General features: G+C 46.8%; 14 protein-coding genes. 5 read left to right on the top strand and 9 right to left on the bottom strand.

Going from position 1 to position 17767, the window contains the following annotated elements; translation table 11 throughout:
• Positions 1-115 precede the first annotated feature (115 nt).
• Both MTO69_RS18810 and cueR read left to right on the top strand, forming a co-directional pair.
• Positions 116-1723: a putative bifunctional diguanylate cyclase/phosphodiesterase gene (locus tag MTO69_RS18810; protein WP_248334941.1), complete on the top strand. Its 1608-nt coding sequence runs from the start codon at positions 116-118 to the stop codon at positions 1721-1723.
• Positions 1724-1800: 77 nt separating this feature from the next.
• Positions 1801-2187, top strand: a complete 387-nt coding sequence (cueR, locus tag MTO69_RS18805; protein ID WP_248334940.1) for a Cu(I)-responsive transcriptional regulator — start codon at positions 1801-1803, stop codon at positions 2185-2187.
• Between the two features lie 40 nt (positions 2188-2227).
• Here cueR and MTO69_RS18800 read toward each other — a convergent pair whose 3' ends face one another.
• Complete coding sequence (locus tag MTO69_RS18800; protein ID WP_248334939.1) at positions 2228-2638, bottom strand: RNA-binding S4 domain-containing protein; 411 nt, start codon at positions 2636-2638, stop codon at positions 2228-2230.
• Positions 2639-2739: 101 nt separating this feature from the next.
• Here MTO69_RS18800 and MTO69_RS18795 point away from each other — a divergent pair, with 101 nt between their 5' ends.
• From MTO69_RS18795 to MTO69_RS18785, 3 genes are all read left to right on the top strand, one after another.
• Entirely contained in the window at positions 2740-3540 is an 801-nt protein-coding gene (locus tag MTO69_RS18795; protein ID WP_248334938.1) for a substrate-binding periplasmic protein, read from the top strand.
• Positions 3541-3718: 178 nt separating this feature from the next.
• On the top strand, positions 3719-5485 hold the full coding sequence (locus MTO69_RS18790) for an EAL domain-containing protein (RefSeq protein WP_248334937.1): 1767 nt from the start codon (positions 3719-3721) through the stop codon (positions 5483-5485).
• Between the two features lie 237 nt (positions 5486-5722).
• Positions 5723-6934, top strand: coding sequence for an insulinase family protein (locus MTO69_RS18785; RefSeq protein ID WP_248334936.1), 1212 nt, complete (start codon positions 5723-5725; stop codon positions 6932-6934).
• Positions 6935-7014: 80 nt separating this feature from the next.
• Here the strand turns inward: MTO69_RS18785 and yejF are convergent, their stop codons facing one another.
• From yejF to MTO69_RS18745, 8 genes are all read right to left on the bottom strand, one after another.
• Entirely contained in the window at positions 7015-8607 is a 1593-nt protein-coding gene (gene yejF, locus MTO69_RS18780; protein WP_248334935.1) for a microcin C ABC transporter ATP-binding protein YejF, read from the bottom strand.
• Complete coding sequence (locus MTO69_RS18775; protein ID WP_248334934.1) at positions 8604-9650, bottom strand: ABC transporter permease; 1047 nt, start codon at positions 9648-9650, stop codon at positions 8604-8606. Before MTO69_RS18775 ends, yejF begins: the two co-directional genes overlap by 4 nt.
• Positions 9650-10738, bottom strand: a complete 1089-nt coding sequence (locus MTO69_RS18770; protein WP_248334933.1) for a microcin C ABC transporter permease YejB — start codon at positions 10736-10738, stop codon at positions 9650-9652. Before MTO69_RS18770 ends, MTO69_RS18775 begins: the two co-directional genes overlap by 1 nt.
• A gap of 12 nt (positions 10739-10750) precedes the next feature.
• The gene (locus MTO69_RS18765; RefSeq protein ID WP_432715667.1) at positions 10751-12565 is read right to left on the bottom strand and encodes an extracellular solute-binding protein; all 1815 of its coding nucleotides are present in this window, start codon (positions 12563-12565) and stop codon (positions 10751-10753) included.
• 189 nt (positions 12566-12754) lie between these two features.
• Positions 12755-13273 carry an NUDIX hydrolase gene (locus MTO69_RS18760; RefSeq protein ID WP_248334931.1) on the bottom strand — a complete coding sequence of 173 codons (519 nt, stop codon included), beginning with the start codon at positions 13271-13273 and terminating at the stop codon, positions 12755-12757.
• A gap of 134 nt (positions 13274-13407) precedes the next feature.
• Complete coding sequence (locus tag MTO69_RS18755) at positions 13408-13884, bottom strand: GNAT family N-acetyltransferase (RefSeq protein ID WP_248334930.1); 477 nt, start codon at positions 13882-13884, stop codon at positions 13408-13410.
• A gap of 191 nt (positions 13885-14075) precedes the next feature.
• A complete protein-coding gene (locus MTO69_RS18750; RefSeq protein ID WP_248334929.1) occupies positions 14076-16436 on the bottom strand; it encodes a Lon protease family protein in 2361 nt (786 codons plus the stop codon).
• Positions 16437-16755: 319 nt separating this feature from the next.
• Positions 16756-17655, bottom strand: coding sequence for a LysR family transcriptional regulator (locus tag MTO69_RS18745; protein WP_248334928.1), 900 nt, complete (start codon positions 17653-17655; stop codon positions 16756-16758).
• Positions 17656-17767 lie beyond the last annotated feature (112 nt).

Raw genomic sequence — 17767 nt, 5'->3', positions numbered from 1 at the left:
AAATTAATATCAATTGTATCAGTTCAATAATCACTGCGGCCGTTTAGCGACTATGCTTTTCAGAGTGTTGCATTAACTTGGGTTAACGATCACCACTCACCGATGGAGTTAACGTTTGTATTTACTCGCCACTAGCCTGATTATCGTTGGTACGCTACTGCTACTTGCAGGCTATCAGACCGCGTGCATCATATGCGCCAATACACGACACATTGGCTGGCGCTGGTTGCGGCGTCTTATTTTCGGGTTCGTCACCGGCTATCTGTCTGTGCTCGCTTTGGTGCTGTATCAACAAACCGTAGACGTCACAGTATTCGCCCTTTGCTTGATCTTGTTTGGCGGCAGTATCTTCGTTTATATGGTCGTTAGTTACAGCTACTCAACCATAGAGCAACTGCAAACCTTAGTCAGAGAAGAGAAATACAATGCGCTGCACGACCCACTCACCTCTCTTCCCAATCGGAAATATTGCATTGAAACCATTGATATCCTCATAGAAAACGAGACGCCGTTTGACCTGCTGTTACTCGACATCGTGAATTTCAAGCAGGTTAACGACGGCATGGGTCATTTTTGTGGTGATCAGTTGCTGGTGCAAATTGGACAACGTATCGCCACACTACTTGAAAAAGGGGATTTCATCGCGCGTATTGGCGGCGATGAGTTTATCCTGCTGCTGCCAAAACGTGCTGCCAGCCAAACCAAATCTATAGTCAAACAGGTGAGTGACGAGCTGAGTCTGCCGTTTTCCATCGATGGTTTTGAAATTACCACTGGCGCCTCCATCGGGATCAGCCAATTTCCTGCACATGGCAGCGCTTATGAGCCACTGATTAACTGTGCGGACATTGCCATGTACTGGGCCAAAGGAGCAGGACTAGAATATGCCATCTATGATGACAGTATGAGCCAAGGCGCCAAACGCAAGCTCGAAATTTCGCGACAGATAGACCGAGCACTTGAAGACGATGAGTTTCAGGTTTACTACCAACCCATTATTAGTGGTACGTTAAACACAGTCTGTGGCTATGAGGCACTGATTCGTTGGGTAACGCACGACGGAACGACGATTAGTCCCATCGATTTCATTCCCGTCGCCGAGCAAAGCAATAAGGTCACCTCAATTACCGCTTGGTTGCTTGAACGTGTCTTTGAAGATATCCAAACATTTGACCAGCAAGGCATTCACTATCCGATTCATGTTAATCTGTCCGCTAAAGATTTGATTGGCAAACAACTTGAACAACACCTCATCTCGCTGATAGAGCGGGATGCATCGGTTGTCGATTCTATCGTACTAGAAATCACTGAAAGCACGGCGATTAACCGCTTACGTAGCCCTGAGGCGCTGTTGACTCGTCTACGTAAACTGGGTTTTAAGATAAGCCTTGATGACTTCGGCACTGGCTATTCCTCGTTATCGCTGCTTAGAGATCTTCCCGTCGACCAAATCAAAATTGATCGCTCGTTCCTATCACACCTAGACTCCAACCAGCGCAACGACTCGATTGTTGCCAACGCCATCTCCCTGGCGCATGGTCTTGGCTATACTGTCGTTGCTGAGGGTGTGGAAGACAACACGGTTCTGACTATTTTGCATCGATATGGCTGCGACTACATTCAGGGCTACTTGTTTAGTCCAGCGCTTGAGCTCCAATCAGTGATTCAATGGACACTCACCTACAACCCTCCGGTCATTTCTGAACTGAGTTACCATCGTTAACGCCGAACTATTCAATTGGCTAGAGCACTGTTATTCTTGCTTAAAATACAACATCAAATGGCTGTTGGAGGAACACAATGAACATTGGAGCTGTAGCGAAACTGACGGGGCTGTCGAGTAAATCCATTCGCTTATACGAAGAAAAAGCGTTGATCACGCCGCCGCTGAGAAGCGAGTCTGGCTACCGCGAGTACTCACAGCAACATGTGGTTGAGCTCAAACTGATTTCTCGAGCCAAAAATGCTGGGTTCTCGCTCATCGAATGTAAAGAGCTGGTTCAATTGGCGCAAAACAACAACCGCAAAAGTAGTGAAGTAAAAGCGAAAGCCAAAGAGAAATTGCAAGAGGTGGAGCATAAGATTGCTCAGCTTAAAGAGATTGAAACCCAACTAAAAAGCTGGGTTTCCGCCTGTCCAGGCGACTCGGGGAGTGAGTGCCCTATCATCGAAGAGCTCACCAAATAAAGGGCACGCGAGTTGCCACTTTATCCATCACCAGTCAAAACTAGAAAAAATCGATAGAGGCGCGTCCCTTACCAGGTTTGTTTGATTTGTCGCTGGATTTGTTTTTCTTGTTGTTCTGTTTGGGTTGTGATGGCGCAAGCTTTGCCTCAGGTGTTGACGCCATTGGCTGTTCATCACTCTGTTCTTCGATGGCCGGCGCGTCACACACCACCACATAATATTCTTGGTTGAACTCAAAGAAGTCGCCATCATACATCTTACGGCGCTTGCGCGTTTCTAACTCACCATTTACCGCGACATACCCTTCGGCAATAAGGTGCTTGGCTTCACCGCCACCGCCCACTAAATTGGCAATTTTGAAAACTTTGTACAGTTCAATCGGTTGAGACGATACTTCAATGCCGATCGCTTCAATCTCAATCTCTTCGCCTGGTTGGTGTTCGTGTGTCATAACTTACTCTGTAGGATGTTCACAAACCCAAGAGTTTAATCTCTAAGCCACAATTAATAAACTAAAGTTAAAAGTAAGTAGAGAATAAGCCGAGGAGCAGTATGTTGAAATGGAGTCTGTTATTGATATCATTTTTGCTGCTGACCAATCGCGCCCTAGCCTACCACCCCGCTATTAAGGTCACGATTTATGGTGACGACGCCTATCCTCCATACAGTTACGCTGAAGAAGGAAAAGTCAAAGGCATCTATGCCGATATTCTGTCAGCAGCATTCGAACACATGCCAAAATACCAAGTTACCATGGTACCTTTGCCATGGAAACGCGGCCTCAAAATGCTCGAAGTGAGCGAAGGCTTTGCGCTGTTTCCACCCTATTTTTATTCGGACCGACGGCTATACATTTCGCCCTATTCAGCCCCTATATTGGAAGAAGAAGTAGTGGTGATGTGTCATCCTGACAACCTGATTGATCGCGATTTCCATAACTGGCCCCAAGGTTACTATGGGTTAACGATCGGAGTGAACCAATCTTATGCCCTAGGTGGCAAGGCTTTTTGGCAGGCGGTCGATAAAGGCGACATTCAGCTTAAAGAAGCTAAGAGTAACCGCGCTAGTATGATAAATCTGTATAAACAGCGTATCGACTGTTATATGAACGACCGTCTGTCGATTCTATGGGAGTTGAAACTCCTCAAAGACAGTGAAGAAGTCGATATCGATTGGTCGCCAAAGATTGCAACTACCGTCAGTAGTGAGTACGGCTATCTCGGGTACGCAAGCGATCCCAATAAGCGGTTTCATTATAAGCAAGACTTCGTCGCAAAGTTTAATCAAGCATTAGAGCAGATCAAACGCGATGGCACTATCGATCGCATCCTTGCCAATTATCGGCTTGACTAGAAAAGATAGTCCACTGACGGTTCTTTTATATAATCAATCACTTATGTATGAGAATTATTTTCAATTGAAACGTTTAGATTGAGAGCTATGTGGCATGATTAACATGAATATTTATGTAATACTGCATTGATAACTTTGTTTTTACATCTATTCACGCTGACGAGTAACGACCAAAATCATGTCGCAATCAATCAAAAGCCTCACACCGAGCCCGAAAATAGAGCATATCGACCAGTTTGCGGTTGATCTTTGCGATGCTGGGGCAGAGACGTTGTCTGGGGCTGAGTTAGATGCATTGATGGATAACCAGTTCCGTCACATGATTGATGTGCTCAGCGATGGTATCTTTTACATGTCGGATACCGAGCACGTTTGTTTCTACAACCCTAAGTTTTACCAGCGCTTTGGTATCGAATCTTCGGGTCATACCTCCCTTAGTAAATGGCTCGACTTAGTGCATCCTCTCGATCAAAAAGAACTCGAGCAAAAAGTAGGCGAACACATCGAAGAAGATGATCTTCGTGTGACGGTGCAATATCGAGTTCGCTGCACCAATGGTCAGTACACTTGGCTGGAAGGCACGGCAGTCACTAAGACGGTCAACGGAAAACGTTTTATGATCGGCTGTCATAAAGACATTTCGGACCAGAAACTGATGGAAACCTATGTTCATCAGTCTTCCTTTAAAGACGGGTCATCGGGACTGTCAAACGAACAGAAACTGGCGATGGATATCGATAACCTTAAAGGCGTCGCCACTCAGCCACACCATTTAATGTATATTCAACTGGGCAATACCCGCTCTTATCAGACCTTATACGGTTCGCAAATCATGCGAAACCTGCTTTCTCATCTTACTGGAACCTTGGGCGAGTTTCCCGATCAATTCGTCGACTTGTACCGGATTCAATCTCACGATTTTGCGATTTTAGTTCGCGGACATTATCAAGAGAGTGAACTCAACCAGTTAGCACAACGGGTATGTGACGCTTATCGGGAGTCAGTTAAGACCATAGATTTCCTCTACGCCACCGATATTTGCATCGGGTTTTTCCCCGATATTTGCAGTGAAATGCACGCTGATGACTTGGTTAAGATCGCAGCCCAAACTAGCCAGTTTGCCAATAACCAAGGCGACATCGCTAAAGTCTACATCGGCGAAACAAAACGCCAAGTCGACCGCCACTTTTATGTCGAGCAGGAACTGGGCAATGCCATCCGCAACGGCAAACTGTCGGTAAATTTCCAACCGATAATCTGCTGTCAATCTCAACAAGTGGCGAGTTTTGAGTCGTTAGTCCGTTGGCGCAGTGAAGAACTCGGCCAAATCTTCCCTGATGAGTTCATTAGCGTTGCGGAGCGTAAAGGGCTGATCAATGAACTCGGCTATTTTGTGTGTGAAAAGGCTTGTCAATTCATCCGCAAATATCAACAAACTCACTCACAAAGTGTACGGGTCAATATTAACGTCTCTGTTTTACAACTGTTGAACGAACAGTTTCCAACAACATTAAAACAGCTTCTGGATCGCTATCAAGTTGAGCCTAGCTCAGTGGTGCTTGAGCTAACCGAGACCATTATTTTGGATAACAACAAGCAAGCCATCGATCAGCTTCATACGTTAAAACGGCTCGGGTTTCACCTTTCTCTCGACGACTTCGGAGCCGGTTACACCTCACTCAATAGTTTCTTCGATTTACCCCTGTCGCAAATCAAAATCGATAAGTCGGTGGCATGGCGCTCCTTTGAAAACCCTGTCACCTTTGAGTATCTCTCCTTTGTTATGTCCCTGTGCAATAACTATGGTATTTCTATCGTCATTGAAGGCATTGAAAGCGCCGACATGCAAAGGACCTTTACCGATATGGGCGCCACTTATTTGCAAGGCTATTGGTTTGCTAAACCCCTATCTGTTGCTAGCGCTAGCCGCTACGTCAAAATCTAATCCCTCTCAAATTTAAGACACATTCATCCCAGCCATAATTGTGGTTGACTAATTAACTTTAGTTGTAGAAAATTCGCCCAACTTAAATCGTTCGCTAGTGTTTCGAAGCACACGCTTCTTATACCAGACCAGATATTTATGCTGTGTGGTATTGTAGATGGAATAGACAAACACTCCTCTTTCAATGAGAGTTAGAACATGGAAATAAGCACCAATCTATGTTTTTTGGAGTAATCTGTGCCTGTATCTTTTCGTCCAATGTTGTCGGCAGCCCTCTCGGCCGCCCTAATGATTTCACCTGTTGCCTATAGTGCTGAGCAGTCTGCAATTTGGTTTGAACACACTGACATCAATTTGCCCGCCAACACCACTGTGTCCAACTTGGACAATGGTTTACGCTATATCGTGTTGCCGACAAGCCGCACCTCAGACGAAATCTCGATTCGTGTACGTATCGGCGCTGGCGTTGATAATGGCTCTGCTGAATATATGCTCTCTCAGCTCATCGCAACTAACATCACGGCGAGCAGCCAGTGGCAAGCTTCAATGGGTAGTTCACAAACCGTGTTGAGCCTAGACTTAGCACACGCCGACGACGCTCAACTTGAACAGCAGTTAGCTCACATCAAAGCTGCGTTAGTTCAAGCCCCTTACTCTGACGACGATTCGCTACAAGCAGAGTTCGCAAAACTATCGGCCCAACCTTTAAACGAAGCCATCACTGAGTTTCATCAACGTTATTACCAACCGAAAAACATCAGCGTGATTGTGACTGGCGGTGTGAAAGGCCGAGATGTCACCAGACTCATTCGCCAGCAGTTCGGACACTGGGATGCTAGCCATTCATCATCTATCCATTTGGCTAACAACACCATCTCAACAACTGACAACAACACGCAGGATATGACCGATGCTTTGGCACTGGTCACATTCAAGCCGCTTCAATCGGAAATTGATAGCAAGCAACAACGTAAAGACATGCTCATGGCGATGTTGGCGAACAGATTAATTGAACAACGCATCGCTCATGCTCTAGAGCAGCAGCAGTCGATCGCAACCGTACAGGTCAAAAACCATCGCTTATTCCAACAGCAGTTGATGAGTCAGATCCGAGTGAGCGGCCTGTCACCAGATGAGCGCGCCAAAGCGCAGAAGTTAGTGCGCGAAGAGATCCGCCGCGCCGCTGCGTCAGGATTTACTCAAGCCGAGTACGAAATGATTGTCAGCCAAGTTCGACAAGAGTTACAACGCCAAACTCGACTGGAAAATCAGACTTACAGCAGTGACCAAGCAGACAGATTGGTTGCAGCGATTAATCAAGGGATAGTCTATACCGACCCATCTTACGACCTCGAGTTGCTCAACTTTCACGTTGCTCATCTGAATGAATTTGATATCAGTAAAACTTTTGAAAGCATGTGGAGCGAAGACAACATCCGCGAGCTTTAATAACAAACAACATAAATATCTAATCAGCTATTTACCCCATTGGGTATCACTCTCTAAGCCACTCAACATGAGTGGCTTTTTCATAAATAAGAGAGCTCAACCAGTTGGCGCGTATAAGGATGGGTCGGCTCGGTAAACAGCACCGACGTATCACCTTGCTCTATGATCTCGCCTTGCTTCATCACTATGGTGTAATGGCATAGCGAGCGCACTACGCTCAGATCGTGACTAATAAATAGATAAGTGAGCTGATATTTTTGTTGCAACTGTTTGAGCAACTGTAAAACTTGTGCCTGGACGGTGCGATCCAACGATGACGTCGGTTCATCAAGGAGAATAAATTCAGGTTTGAGGATAAGCGCGCGCGCAATCGCTATGCGTTGACGTTGGCCACCGGAAAACTCATTTGGATAGCGATGTCGGGTTTTCGGATCTAAGTCTACCTCTTCCATCACTCGGCAAATTTCTGCGTCGATTTGTTCCTCTGTCAGCTGTTGATGCACACGCAGCCCTTCACCAATTACTTCGGCCACCGACATGCGTGGATTTAGCGCTGAGAATGGGTCTTGAAACACAACCTGCATTTTACTGCGAAATGGCAGCATCGCTTTGCGGTCCAACCCTTGCAGTTCATTCGCTTGGTACTGAATTGAGCCTTCAGAGTTGACTAAACGTAGTATCGCCATCCCGGTGGTTGATTTTCCAGAGCCACTTTCGCCAACCAAACCAATCGAATGCCCACGTTTTAGATCGAACTGCATGTCGGTCACCGCTTTAATGTGCGACACCACGCGCTTGAAAATCCCACCTGTGATTGGGAACCAAACCCGCAACTGCTCGACATTAAGCAGTGACTCGGATGCTCCTTGCACAGCAACTGGTTGGCCTTTTGGATCAGAATCAATCAGCTTTTGAGTATACGGATGGCTTGGCGCGCTAAATATCTGCTGACACTGGCCTGTTTCGACTAGCCTGCCATGCTGCATGACTGCGACTCGGTCTGCGATACGGCGAACAATACTCAGGTCGTGAGTAATAAATAGCATCGCCATACCCAGCTCCTTTTGTAGCTGTTTCAGCAGGTCGAGTATTTGCGCTTGAACGGACACATCCAAGGCAGTAGTCGGCTCATCAGCGATCAGCAGTTCAGGCTCATTGATCAGCGCCATCGCGATCATCACGCGTTGCCGCTCTCCTCCAGAGAGTTCATGCGGGTAAGCTGAGACTTTATATTCTGGGTTACGGATCCCGACTTTCGCCAGCCACTCTATCGCATGAGCATGCGCCGCTTTGCTGCGCATGCCGCGATGAATCGCCAGAGTCTCGACCAACTGCTTACCAATCTTATGCAGCGGATTCAATGACACCATCGGCTCTTGAAAAATCATACCGATGCGGCCACCACGGATACCACGTAATTGTCGCTGCGAGCAAGTGAGCATGTCGATACCGTCAAAGTCGATCCGACCAGCTAGATAGTGGGCTGACCCTTTAGGCAATAGCCTGAGTATCGAGTTGGCTGTCACCGATTTACCAGAGCCACTCTCGCCCACCAAAGCTAACGTTTCGCCTTTTTTGATTGCAAGTGACACATCATGGGTAACGGGTTCAACGCGCTTACCGCGTCCAAAACCAACACTTAAGCCATCAATCGTTAATACTGTTTTGCTCATGACGCTTTTCCTTGATGATGTGGGTCAAATGCATCACGCACCGCTTCGCCAATAAACACCAACAGTGTCAGCATCACTGACAGCACGATAAATGCAGAAAAGCCCAACCAAGGTGCCTGCAAGTTGGCTTTTCCTTGCGCCAAGAGTTCACCAAGAGATGGCGATCCCGTCGGTAAGCCAAAGCCCAAAAAGTCTAAGGAGGTAAGGGTGGTAACGGAGCCTGAGAGAATAAACGGCATCATGGTTAAGGAAGCCACCATCGCGTTGGGTAACATATGTCTGAGCATAATCCGCTGATCAGAGACACCCATCGCCTGAGCTGCGCGTACATAGTCGAAATTGCGGCAACGTAAGAACTCAGCCCTTACCACACCAACTAAACTCATCCAACTAAACGCAACCATAATCCCGAGTAACCACCAGAAGTTAGGTTCGACGAAACTCGACAAAATGATCAACAAAAACAGCGTCGGCATTCCCGACCACACTTCGATAAACCGCTGACCAAAGAGGTCGAGCCAGCCGCCATAGTAACCTTGTGTCGCCCCAACAATCACACCAATCACACTAGAGATAATGGTCAAGATAAAGCCAAACAGCACCGAAATCCGAAAACCATAAATGATTCGGGCTAATACATCACGGCCTTTATCATCGGTTCCGAGCCAGTTGGTGTTATCAGGGGCCGATGGAACTGAACCTTGAATGTTGAAGTTGATCGTATCGTAACTAAAAGGGATAAGTGGCCAAACGATATGGCCCTTCTCTTCAATCAGGTCAATAACGTAAGGATCGGTATAATCGGCCTCTGTCTCAAATTCTCCACCAAATCGAGTCTCGGCGTATTGAGTCACAATAGGGAAAAACCATTGGTTGTCGAAACGAATCACCAATGGCTTATCGTTGGCGATCACTTCTGCAAACAGGCTAACGATAAACAGCAGAGAGAACAGCCACAACGACCAAAATCCGCGTTTATTAGCCTTAAAACGTTGCCAACGTGCCTCGTTCAACGGATTGCGAGGCTTCTTAGTTGATGTCATTAGCGCGCCTCAAAATCAATGCGTGGATCGACCCAGGTGTAAGTCAGATCCGAAATAATACTCAAAATCAATCCCAGTAACGTCATGATGTAGAGAGAGCTAAACACCACCGGATAGTCTCGCTGAATGGTTGACTCAAAGCCAAGTAAGCCAATTCCTTCCAGCGAAAACATCACCTCAATCAGCATCGAACCGGTGAAAAAGATACTGATGAATGCGGCGGGAAACCCGGCGATAATGATCAACATCGCATTACGAAAAACGTGCTTGTACAGGATGTCGCGTTCATCCAATCCTTTCGCTCTGGCAGTAACCACATACTGTTTGTTGATTTCGTCGAGGAACGAGTTCTTGGTCAACATGCTCAAGGTTGCAAAACCGCCGATCACCATCGCAAGGATCGGTAGGGTTAAGTGCCAAAAGTAATCGACTATCTGTTGATACCAAGTCAGCTGGTCAAAGTTACTTGAAACCAAGCCTCGTAGCGGAAACCAACTGAAGTAATTGCCACTGGCAAACAGTATGATCAAGATAATGGCGAACAAAAAGCCTGGGATGGCATAACCAACAATCACCACGGCGCTCGACCAGATATCAAAACGGCTGCCATGATGAATCGCTTTCATTATGCCGAGTGGAATAGAAATCAAATAGATGATCAGCGTACTCCACAAACCCAACGAAATCGAAACGGGCAAACGCTCAACAATCAAATCAATGACATTGCCGCCTTTAAACAGGCTGTCGCCAAAGTTAAACGTGGCGTAATCGACCAGCATATCCCAGTACCGCTCGTGCAACGGCTTATCGAAACCAAACTGCTTCTTGATCGCCTCGACTACTTCTGGGTCCAGTCCGCGTGAGCCCTTATAGCCCGATGCTTGTGCTTCGTCGCCGACATTGAGATCAACTTCGCTCCCGCCACCAGCAAAACGCTCCATGATGCCAGAGCTGTGACCTTCTAGTTGCGCTATCGCCTGCTCTACCGGGCCACCTGGTGCAATTTGAATAATAAAAAAATTAATGGTGATGATCGCCCACAGAGTTGGAATAACCAGCAGCAGTCGGCGAAATATATACGCAGCCATAGTAATCCTTGCTTAACGGCGCTTCTCTGGTAATAACTGAGCTTTCTGCTCTGAAATCCACCAGGTATCGACACCTAAGTCATACTTAGGTAACACCTCTGGTCTCTCAAACTTATCCCACATCGCGACGCGATATTTTCCAACATGCCACTGAGGAATGATGTAAAAGTTCCACTGCAATACCCTATCCAAAGCGCGACCCAACGACAGTAGCGCCTGCGGATCTTGCTGGTTCTTGGCGATTTCCATCGTGAGATGATCGACCACCGGGTCGGTGACCCCAGCGGTATTATAGGTAGAATCTAAGTAGTTGGAGTTCCACACAATCATCAAGTTTGGACTTGGGTAAGCATTGGCAGAGTACGCAGATGACACCATGTCGAAATCTCGGTCTCTAAGACGCTTGATGTACTGTGTGGTGTCTACGGTGCGGATTTTCATCTCGATCCCCATCCGCGCGAGGTTCTTCTGTACCGGAATGGCTATCCGCTCAGTGGTTGGACTGTAGATCAGCAGCTCAAACGACATAGGTTGCCCGGTGGCCGTATTGGTCATCACCTTGTCTTTTAGCTCCCAGCCCGCTTGTTTAAGCAAGTTAAACGCAGTACGCATTTGACTGCGAATCCGGCCCGAACCATCGGTTACCGGTGGCTGATACTCTTCGGTAAACAGGCGAGGAGGCAGTTGCGACTTAAACTGGTTCAAAATCGCCAGTTCTTGCTCTGATGGCGTGCCCTTTGCCTCATAATCGGTATTCTGAAAATAACTTCGAGTGCGCGAATACTGGCCATAGAACATATTGTTGTTCATCCACTCAAAGTCCATCGCATAAGTGAGCGCCTCGCGAACCTGTGGATCGCTAAAGATGTCACGCTTAGTATTAAACACAAAGGCTTGCGTGCTCTCGGGCTTCTGATGAGGGATTTCTTGCTTAATGATGTAGCCTTTATCGAAGTTGCTACCTGTGTAAGAGTTGGCCCAAAACTTTGCCGAGTTCTCTAATCTAAAATCAAACTCCCCTGCTTTAAACGCTTCAAGCATTACCGTGTCGTCTCGGTAATAGTCGTATTGGATCTGTTTGAAGTTGTTGCGCCCAATATTAACCGGCAGATCCGCTGCCCAGTAATCATCGACCAACTCGTAAGTCACACTTTGCCCTGGCTTGTAATCACTCACCTTGTAGGCACCGCTGCCCACCGGCGGAGTCGCTAAAGGTTCAGACAGATTTTTATCCTTCCAAAAATGTTTAGGCAGCACTCGCGCGCCCTGAGCAAAACTGAACATTTTCTCACGATTTGGCGTCGCCATATCAATTCGCACGGTCAAATCATTTTTCGCGGTGACTGATTTGATGTCTTGGTAGTAAACTCGGTATTGCGGTACCCCTTCACTCATAAACTTGTCGAAGGTGAAGGCGACATCGTGAGCCGTGATCGGCTGGCCGTCGTGAAAACGCGCTTTAGGATTGATATCCACTTCTAGCCAAGTGTAGTCATCGGAATAGCGGACTTTTTCGGCAATCAGAGGGTAATAGGCATCAACTTCATCACTCGGCGAGTACATTAAGGTATCGTAAAGTTCACCACTCAGGGCAGCAGCGACGCCGCGTGACGCAAATCGATTGAAATTGTCGTAGGTGCCAACTTGACCATAGACCACTTTGCCGTATTTGGGAGCATTTGGATTGACGTAGTCAAAATGAGCAAAGTCGGGGCTGTATTTGGGCTCACCAAAGCCGACCAACACTTGGGTTTCAATTACATCGGCGTTCGCTGATAAGCTGACAGCGGCGGCCATGACGCCGCCCATAAGCAAGCGAGACAGCATTCTCATATCCTAATCCCTCAGTCGATTAATTTTGTCCGTAAACTCTTATACTACAAATTACTATTAATAATTCAATTACTTGGATAAGTATAGAAGCATATTTCACGCCGAGTACAAAAAGTGGCGCAAAGAGGACAGGAATCTCAGCGGTTTGACATAAAAACGCCTGCAAGGCGCAGGCGTTGTCAATCAGAGCATCTCTTTGGCCACTAAATGCAAAAGATAGGTCTCTCGCTCAATACTCAAGCCCTTTTTCGGGCTTTCGGCCATCGTTTGCTCATTGTGTGCAATGGCATCGTGGATGTTGACCCACATGGCTTTCATGCCATTTTTGATTTCATAATCTTCGTAGTTGGTGTCGCCAAGTTGACGAGCGATTTTGCAGGTATAGCAATAGGATGTCATGTGGACCACATCAGCATCCTCTTTGTACCAAGGTCGAAACTCTTCATAAATACCAAACGGCTTAATCGCATGAATGTCTTGAGCTCCGGTCTCTTCTTCTAACTCGCGAACCATAGCAGCGATGATGTCTTCTCCTTCATCCACACCACCACCTGGGATGGAGTAGTCGTGATAACGCTCGGTGTAAAGCAGCAGAATGTCCTCACCATCAACCACAATCGCCCGCGCAGCATGGCGTTTAAAAATAGCTTTGTCGTCGAGGTGGTCGATATCAGGATGAATCGCGGTGGTTAAATGTCTCATAATTGTGGCTAGGTTTAGAACTGTGCCCAGATTCTAACACTAGCCACTAGGGTGATGCCATTGGCGGCTATCGATTAGGCCAGTTGATACTGCACACGCATTGTGCGTTGCCTTATTACGCAGTGATTGATGTGTTATTCACGAGTCAAAGACAACCTCATAATATGCTGAGGTCCAGCGGCGCCGCCGAGGTATTGTTGTTCGGTATCAATAAACCCGACTTTGAGATAACAGTGGTATGCCTGCGCATTACGGCAATTAACGGTGAGAAAGACGCGATGAAAGCTTGGATAGTGCAAACCAAGATAGCTATTGAGCTGTTTTAGTGCTTGCTGCGCGTAGCCTTTTCCTTGGTGATGCTTATCAATCAGAAAAGCGCGAAAACCCAAACTGGTCGCGTCGGCAAACGGATGAGCGAGGTGGTATTGGGTATCCATCAAAAAAATACCTACCACTTGTTGCTCGTTCATAACCAGATGTGGATGCACCTTGTCGTCGGCGTTAAGCAGGACCTCTTCAATCGTGCCAACAAAAGGAAGTTGCTCCGATGCCACAGAGAGTTCGACCACGCGTTCTAGATGATCAGGCGTCATTGGGGTTAAAGTTATCATTTGTCTAGCTTTAAGGTTGAGCATTAATATATTCTATATTTCAATAATTTAATCATACGATCAAGTTAAGTATCCCTCGCCAGCAATTGTCATCGCTCAACACGTGCTTTTCTCAGTACGAAGCTTTTTTCCAATCTAGAGACAATCGATGTAGAACGCAGCAGCGCCCTACACCGACAGCTTTCCACTCCTTATTTACGCAAGGCGTTAAGTTTGGCTTGAGCAATACCAAACACCGTATCAATCGGATAACTGCCTTCATCCGTTGGTGTACCTGCCGGTTTGCCGGTGAACAGCTCAATGGCTTCGGTCACATGGTCAATGGCCCAAATATGAAATTCTCCCTTTTCGACCGCTCTCACGATATCTGGCCTTAACATCAGGTTATGCATGTTCGATCGCGGAATAATCACGCCTTGCTCTGGCGTGCGTCCTTTGATTTCACATACATCAAAAAAGCCTTCAATTTTTTCGTTCACACCACCAATGGGTTGAGCTTCACCAAACTGGTTCATCGACCCAGTAATCGCGATATCCTGACGATTGGGCTGCTTAGAAAACGCCGACACCACCGCACAGAACTCCGCCATACTGGCACTGTCACCATCAACACCGCCATAGGATTGTTCAAACGTGATGGTGGTATTGAGCGGCACTTTGGCGGTCTTGCCAAATACCGTCGATAAGTAAGCACTGAGGATCATCACCCCTTTTGAGTGGATACTGCCGCCTAGATCAACGCTGCGTTCAATATCGATAACCTCACCCTCACCGTAGCAGGTCGTCGCGGTGATTCGGTTTGGCGCACCAAACATGTATTCGCTGGTACTCAGTACCGATAGTGCATTAACTTGCCCAACCGCTTCTCCGTGGGTGTGGATCAGCGTTGTACCATTGACAAAACTCTCCATTACACTGTCTTTGAGTCTGCTCACTCGCAGCTCTTGATTGGCCAATGCTTCTTCCACATGGCTCTGGCGAATCATGTTGGAGTTGGCCTGGCGTGCGACATAGTTTGACTCACGCAGCAGGTTAGCGATATTGGCAGAATGGAGCGAAATTTTATTCTGGTCGCCAGCCAGCCTTGAGCTGTGCTCGATGATGCGTGCGATTGCTTTTCGGTCGCAGTGCAGCATACCGTTATCATTCACCACGCTTGATATAAAGCGAGCATATTGCAGCTCAGAATCAGCGTCACGCTTCATTTCGTCCTCGAAATCGGCGGTGACTCTAAACAACTCGCTGAACTCCGGATCGTAGTGCTGCAGTAGTTGATAGGTGCGATAGTCCCCAAACAGAATAATCTTCACATCCAAAGGGATAGGCTCTGGGTCGAGTGACACGGTACCGGTCAATGTGACCTCTTTTTCTAGCGAGGTGAGATTGAGCTGACGCGCTCTTAACGCCCGCTTAAGCCCATCCCATACATAGGGTTGCTCCAACACTTTCTGCGCGTCCATCAACAGCACGCCGCCATTCGCTTTGTGTAAGCTGCCAGGTCGAATGAGCGAGAAGTCAGTAAACACCGTGCCTTTGAAGGTTGCCGTCTCAATATAACCAAACAAAGTGTGATAGTTAGGGTTCTCCTCTACCACGATGGGGAACAGATCTTCTTTACGGCTTACCAGAACGTTAATCTTATACCGGCGTGGCAATTTCTTATCTAGCGATGCATTGGCAACCTCACCTTGCTCATCCCCCTGTTCAAGAAAAATATCGGCGTTCTCGACAATGTCTTGCTGCAGCTCGGTTAAGTAGGTTTTGATCGCCGGATAACTCGAGTAATCTTTTTTCAATTGTTTAATGAAGTGGGTAATGACATCTAAGGTAACTTCATCATTCAGCTTTTTGATTTTTTCACTGTACGCCTCTTCCCACTCGGTCAACTGGCGAACCATGGTTCTTAGTTTGACCTCTAGTGCGTCAATGGTTTCGCCGAATGCCTCTTGCTCTTTTTTACTCAGCTCATCAAATGACTCTTCGGTGTGCAGTTCTTCACCATTCATCGCCACAAATTGATAGTCGCCTTGTGTGGTAATGGTTAAGCTAATCCCTTTCTCTTTCGCATCTCGACTGATTTGCGCCAGTTCCGCTTCCTGTTTGGCGGCCAATTGGTTTTTCAGTTTGTCTGCGCGGCTATAGTAAAGCTCGTTGTCAAAGGCGAGTGGCATGGCATTAAGCAATTTAGCCATTAATTTTTCAATATCTTGACGGAATCGGCTGCCTACCCCACACGGCAACTTCAGCACTCTTGGGGTACGGATGTCTTCAAAATTCGCCACATAACACCAGTCAAACAACGCGTTTGCGTCATGTTGATGACGATTAAGGTAGCGTAAGATCATGGTACGCTTGCCCAAGCCATTTTGGCCGATAGCATAGATGTTATAGCCTTTCTCTTTGATCGACATGGCAAACTCGACTGCCTTTTGTGCACGCTCCTGTCCGACGATTTCATCAATAGGCGCCAACTCTTTAGTCGACTTGCTTTCTAATTTTTCAAGTTCAGCGGGAAGGTACAGCTGACCTGCTTCAAGTCTTTGAATCGTCATCACTCTATCCTTGTTGTTATTGTTTTCTTATCACTAGTTTAGGCCAGTTTTTATTATATTTTAGTGACTTACAGCCAACTGGAGACTGATTGGGTGTTTTTTAGCCGATTTGGGACCGTTTTGGTTTTCAATCCAGAGGGTCGATATCTGATATTGGATGGCTGGGTATCAAGCCAATATAGCCGATTGTGTTGAGAATACTGGAAGATCCACCATAAGCAGCCTAAGCTTAAAAGAGTTCGGTTTGGCCGCCGAGAAAGCCGACGCATGGATGCGTCGGCTGTTTTGTATCAGGTCGTTGTTTTTTGGTCAGAATAGATTAGAAATAATGCGATATGGCTAAGTAACGAGTGCGAATGTGCTCGATCAGCAGTTTCACTTTGTTCGGCGGCTGACGGGTAAACGGGTAGACGGCGTATATCCCCAGCTTCTTGCCCACCTGCTCAGGGAACAAATCGACTAACTGTCCATTGCGAATATCATGGTAGACCAAGCACCTCGGAACATAGGCAATACCGTGCCCACCCAAAGCCGCTTTGCGTAGCGCGGTGGCATTATCGGTTGAAAACGACCCTGCCACGCGCACAATATAATTGCCTTGCTGTGACTTAAACTCCCACTCACTGGCACCTGTGGTTTGGTAAGCGTACTGCAAACAATTGTGGTTAGTTAGGTCTTGCGGCTCATAAGGTTTGCCATTGCGAGCAATATAAGAGGGCGACGCACATACCACCCACTGAGAATCAAGAATGTGCCGTGCGATCAAACTCGAGTCTTCCAAATATCCGGTGCGTATGACCAGATCAAAACCGCCCTCGACTAAATCGACAAACCGATTGTCTAATGACATATCCACCGTTAAACCTGGGTGAAGGTTGCAAAATTCCGCCACGGCATCGGCTAAAATCAAATCACCGGATATCGAAGGAACCGACATTTTGATATGGCCGCTTACTTTTTCTCCGAAGCCAGAAACAGCGTCCATCGCCTCTTGAGCGGCTTGCTTCACATTTTTAGCACCATGGGTTAACGCTTTACCCGCTTCTGTTAACGTCAATTTACGCGTTGTTCGGTATAATAGCTGAACACCGATTTCTTCTTCTAAACGAGCAATCCTTTTGCTAACTACTGAATTTGTAAGGTTATTTGCTTCAGCAACCTTACTGAAACTGCCCATTTCTACTACTTGAGAAAAAAGAATCAAATCATCTGCACGCATCGATTATGCCACTTTTGGAACTAATTATTTTCATTATTTCCCTATATCAACAAAAAATAAAGGCGTAAATTCACCCCCAATTAACAAAACCATCACAAATATAAAATTTAAG

It is taken from the genome of Vibrio sinaloensis, assembly GCF_023195835.1.
Lineage (GTDB): Bacteria > Pseudomonadota > Gammaproteobacteria > Enterobacterales > Vibrionaceae > Vibrio > Vibrio sinaloensis_C.
The sequence above is the reverse complement of the archived record's forward strand: the minus strand, read 5'-3'. Positions and strand labels throughout refer to the sequence as shown.

Excerpts from the sequence above, each read along its gene's own strand:
- MTO69_RS18790 (WP_248334937.1), top strand. The coding sequence starts at position 3,719 with ATGTCGCAATCAATCAAAAGCCTCACACCGAGCCCGAAAATAGAGCAT.
- MTO69_RS18795 (WP_248334938.1), top strand. The coding sequence starts at position 2,740 with ATGTTGAAATGGAGTCTGTTATTGATATCATTTTTGCTGCTGACCAAT.
- MTO69_RS18775 (WP_248334934.1), bottom strand. The coding sequence starts at position 9,650 with ATGACATCAACTAAGAAGCCTCGCAATCCGTTGAACGAGGCACGTTGG.
- MTO69_RS18755 (WP_248334930.1), bottom strand. The coding sequence starts at position 13,884 with ATGATAACTTTAACCCCAATGACGCCTGATCATCTAGAACGCGTGGTC.
- MTO69_RS18770 (WP_248334933.1), bottom strand. The coding sequence starts at position 10,738 with ATGGCTGCGTATATATTTCGCCGACTGCTGCTGGTTATTCCAACTCTG.
- MTO69_RS18765 (WP_432715667.1), bottom strand. The coding sequence starts at position 12,565 with ATGCTGTCTCGCTTGCTTATGGGCGGCGTCATGGCCGCCGCTGTCAGC.
- yejF (WP_248334935.1), bottom strand. The coding sequence starts at position 8,607 with ATGAGCAAAACAGTATTAACGATTGATGGCTTAAGTGTTGGTTTTGGA.
- cueR (WP_248334940.1), top strand. The coding sequence starts at position 1,801 with ATGAACATTGGAGCTGTAGCGAAACTGACGGGGCTGTCGAGTAAATCC.
- MTO69_RS18760 (WP_248334931.1), bottom strand. The coding sequence starts at position 13,273 with ATGAGACATTTAACCACCGCGATTCATCCTGATATCGACCACCTCGAC.
- MTO69_RS18800 (WP_248334939.1), bottom strand. The coding sequence starts at position 2,638 with ATGACACACGAACACCAACCAGGCGAAGAGATTGAGATTGAAGCGATC.
- MTO69_RS18745 (WP_248334928.1), bottom strand. The coding sequence starts at position 17,655 with ATGCGTGCAGATGATTTGATTCTTTTTTCTCAAGTAGTAGAAATGGGC.
- MTO69_RS18750 (WP_248334929.1), bottom strand. The coding sequence starts at position 16,436 with ATGACGATTCAAAGACTTGAAGCAGGTCAGCTGTACCTTCCCGCTGAA.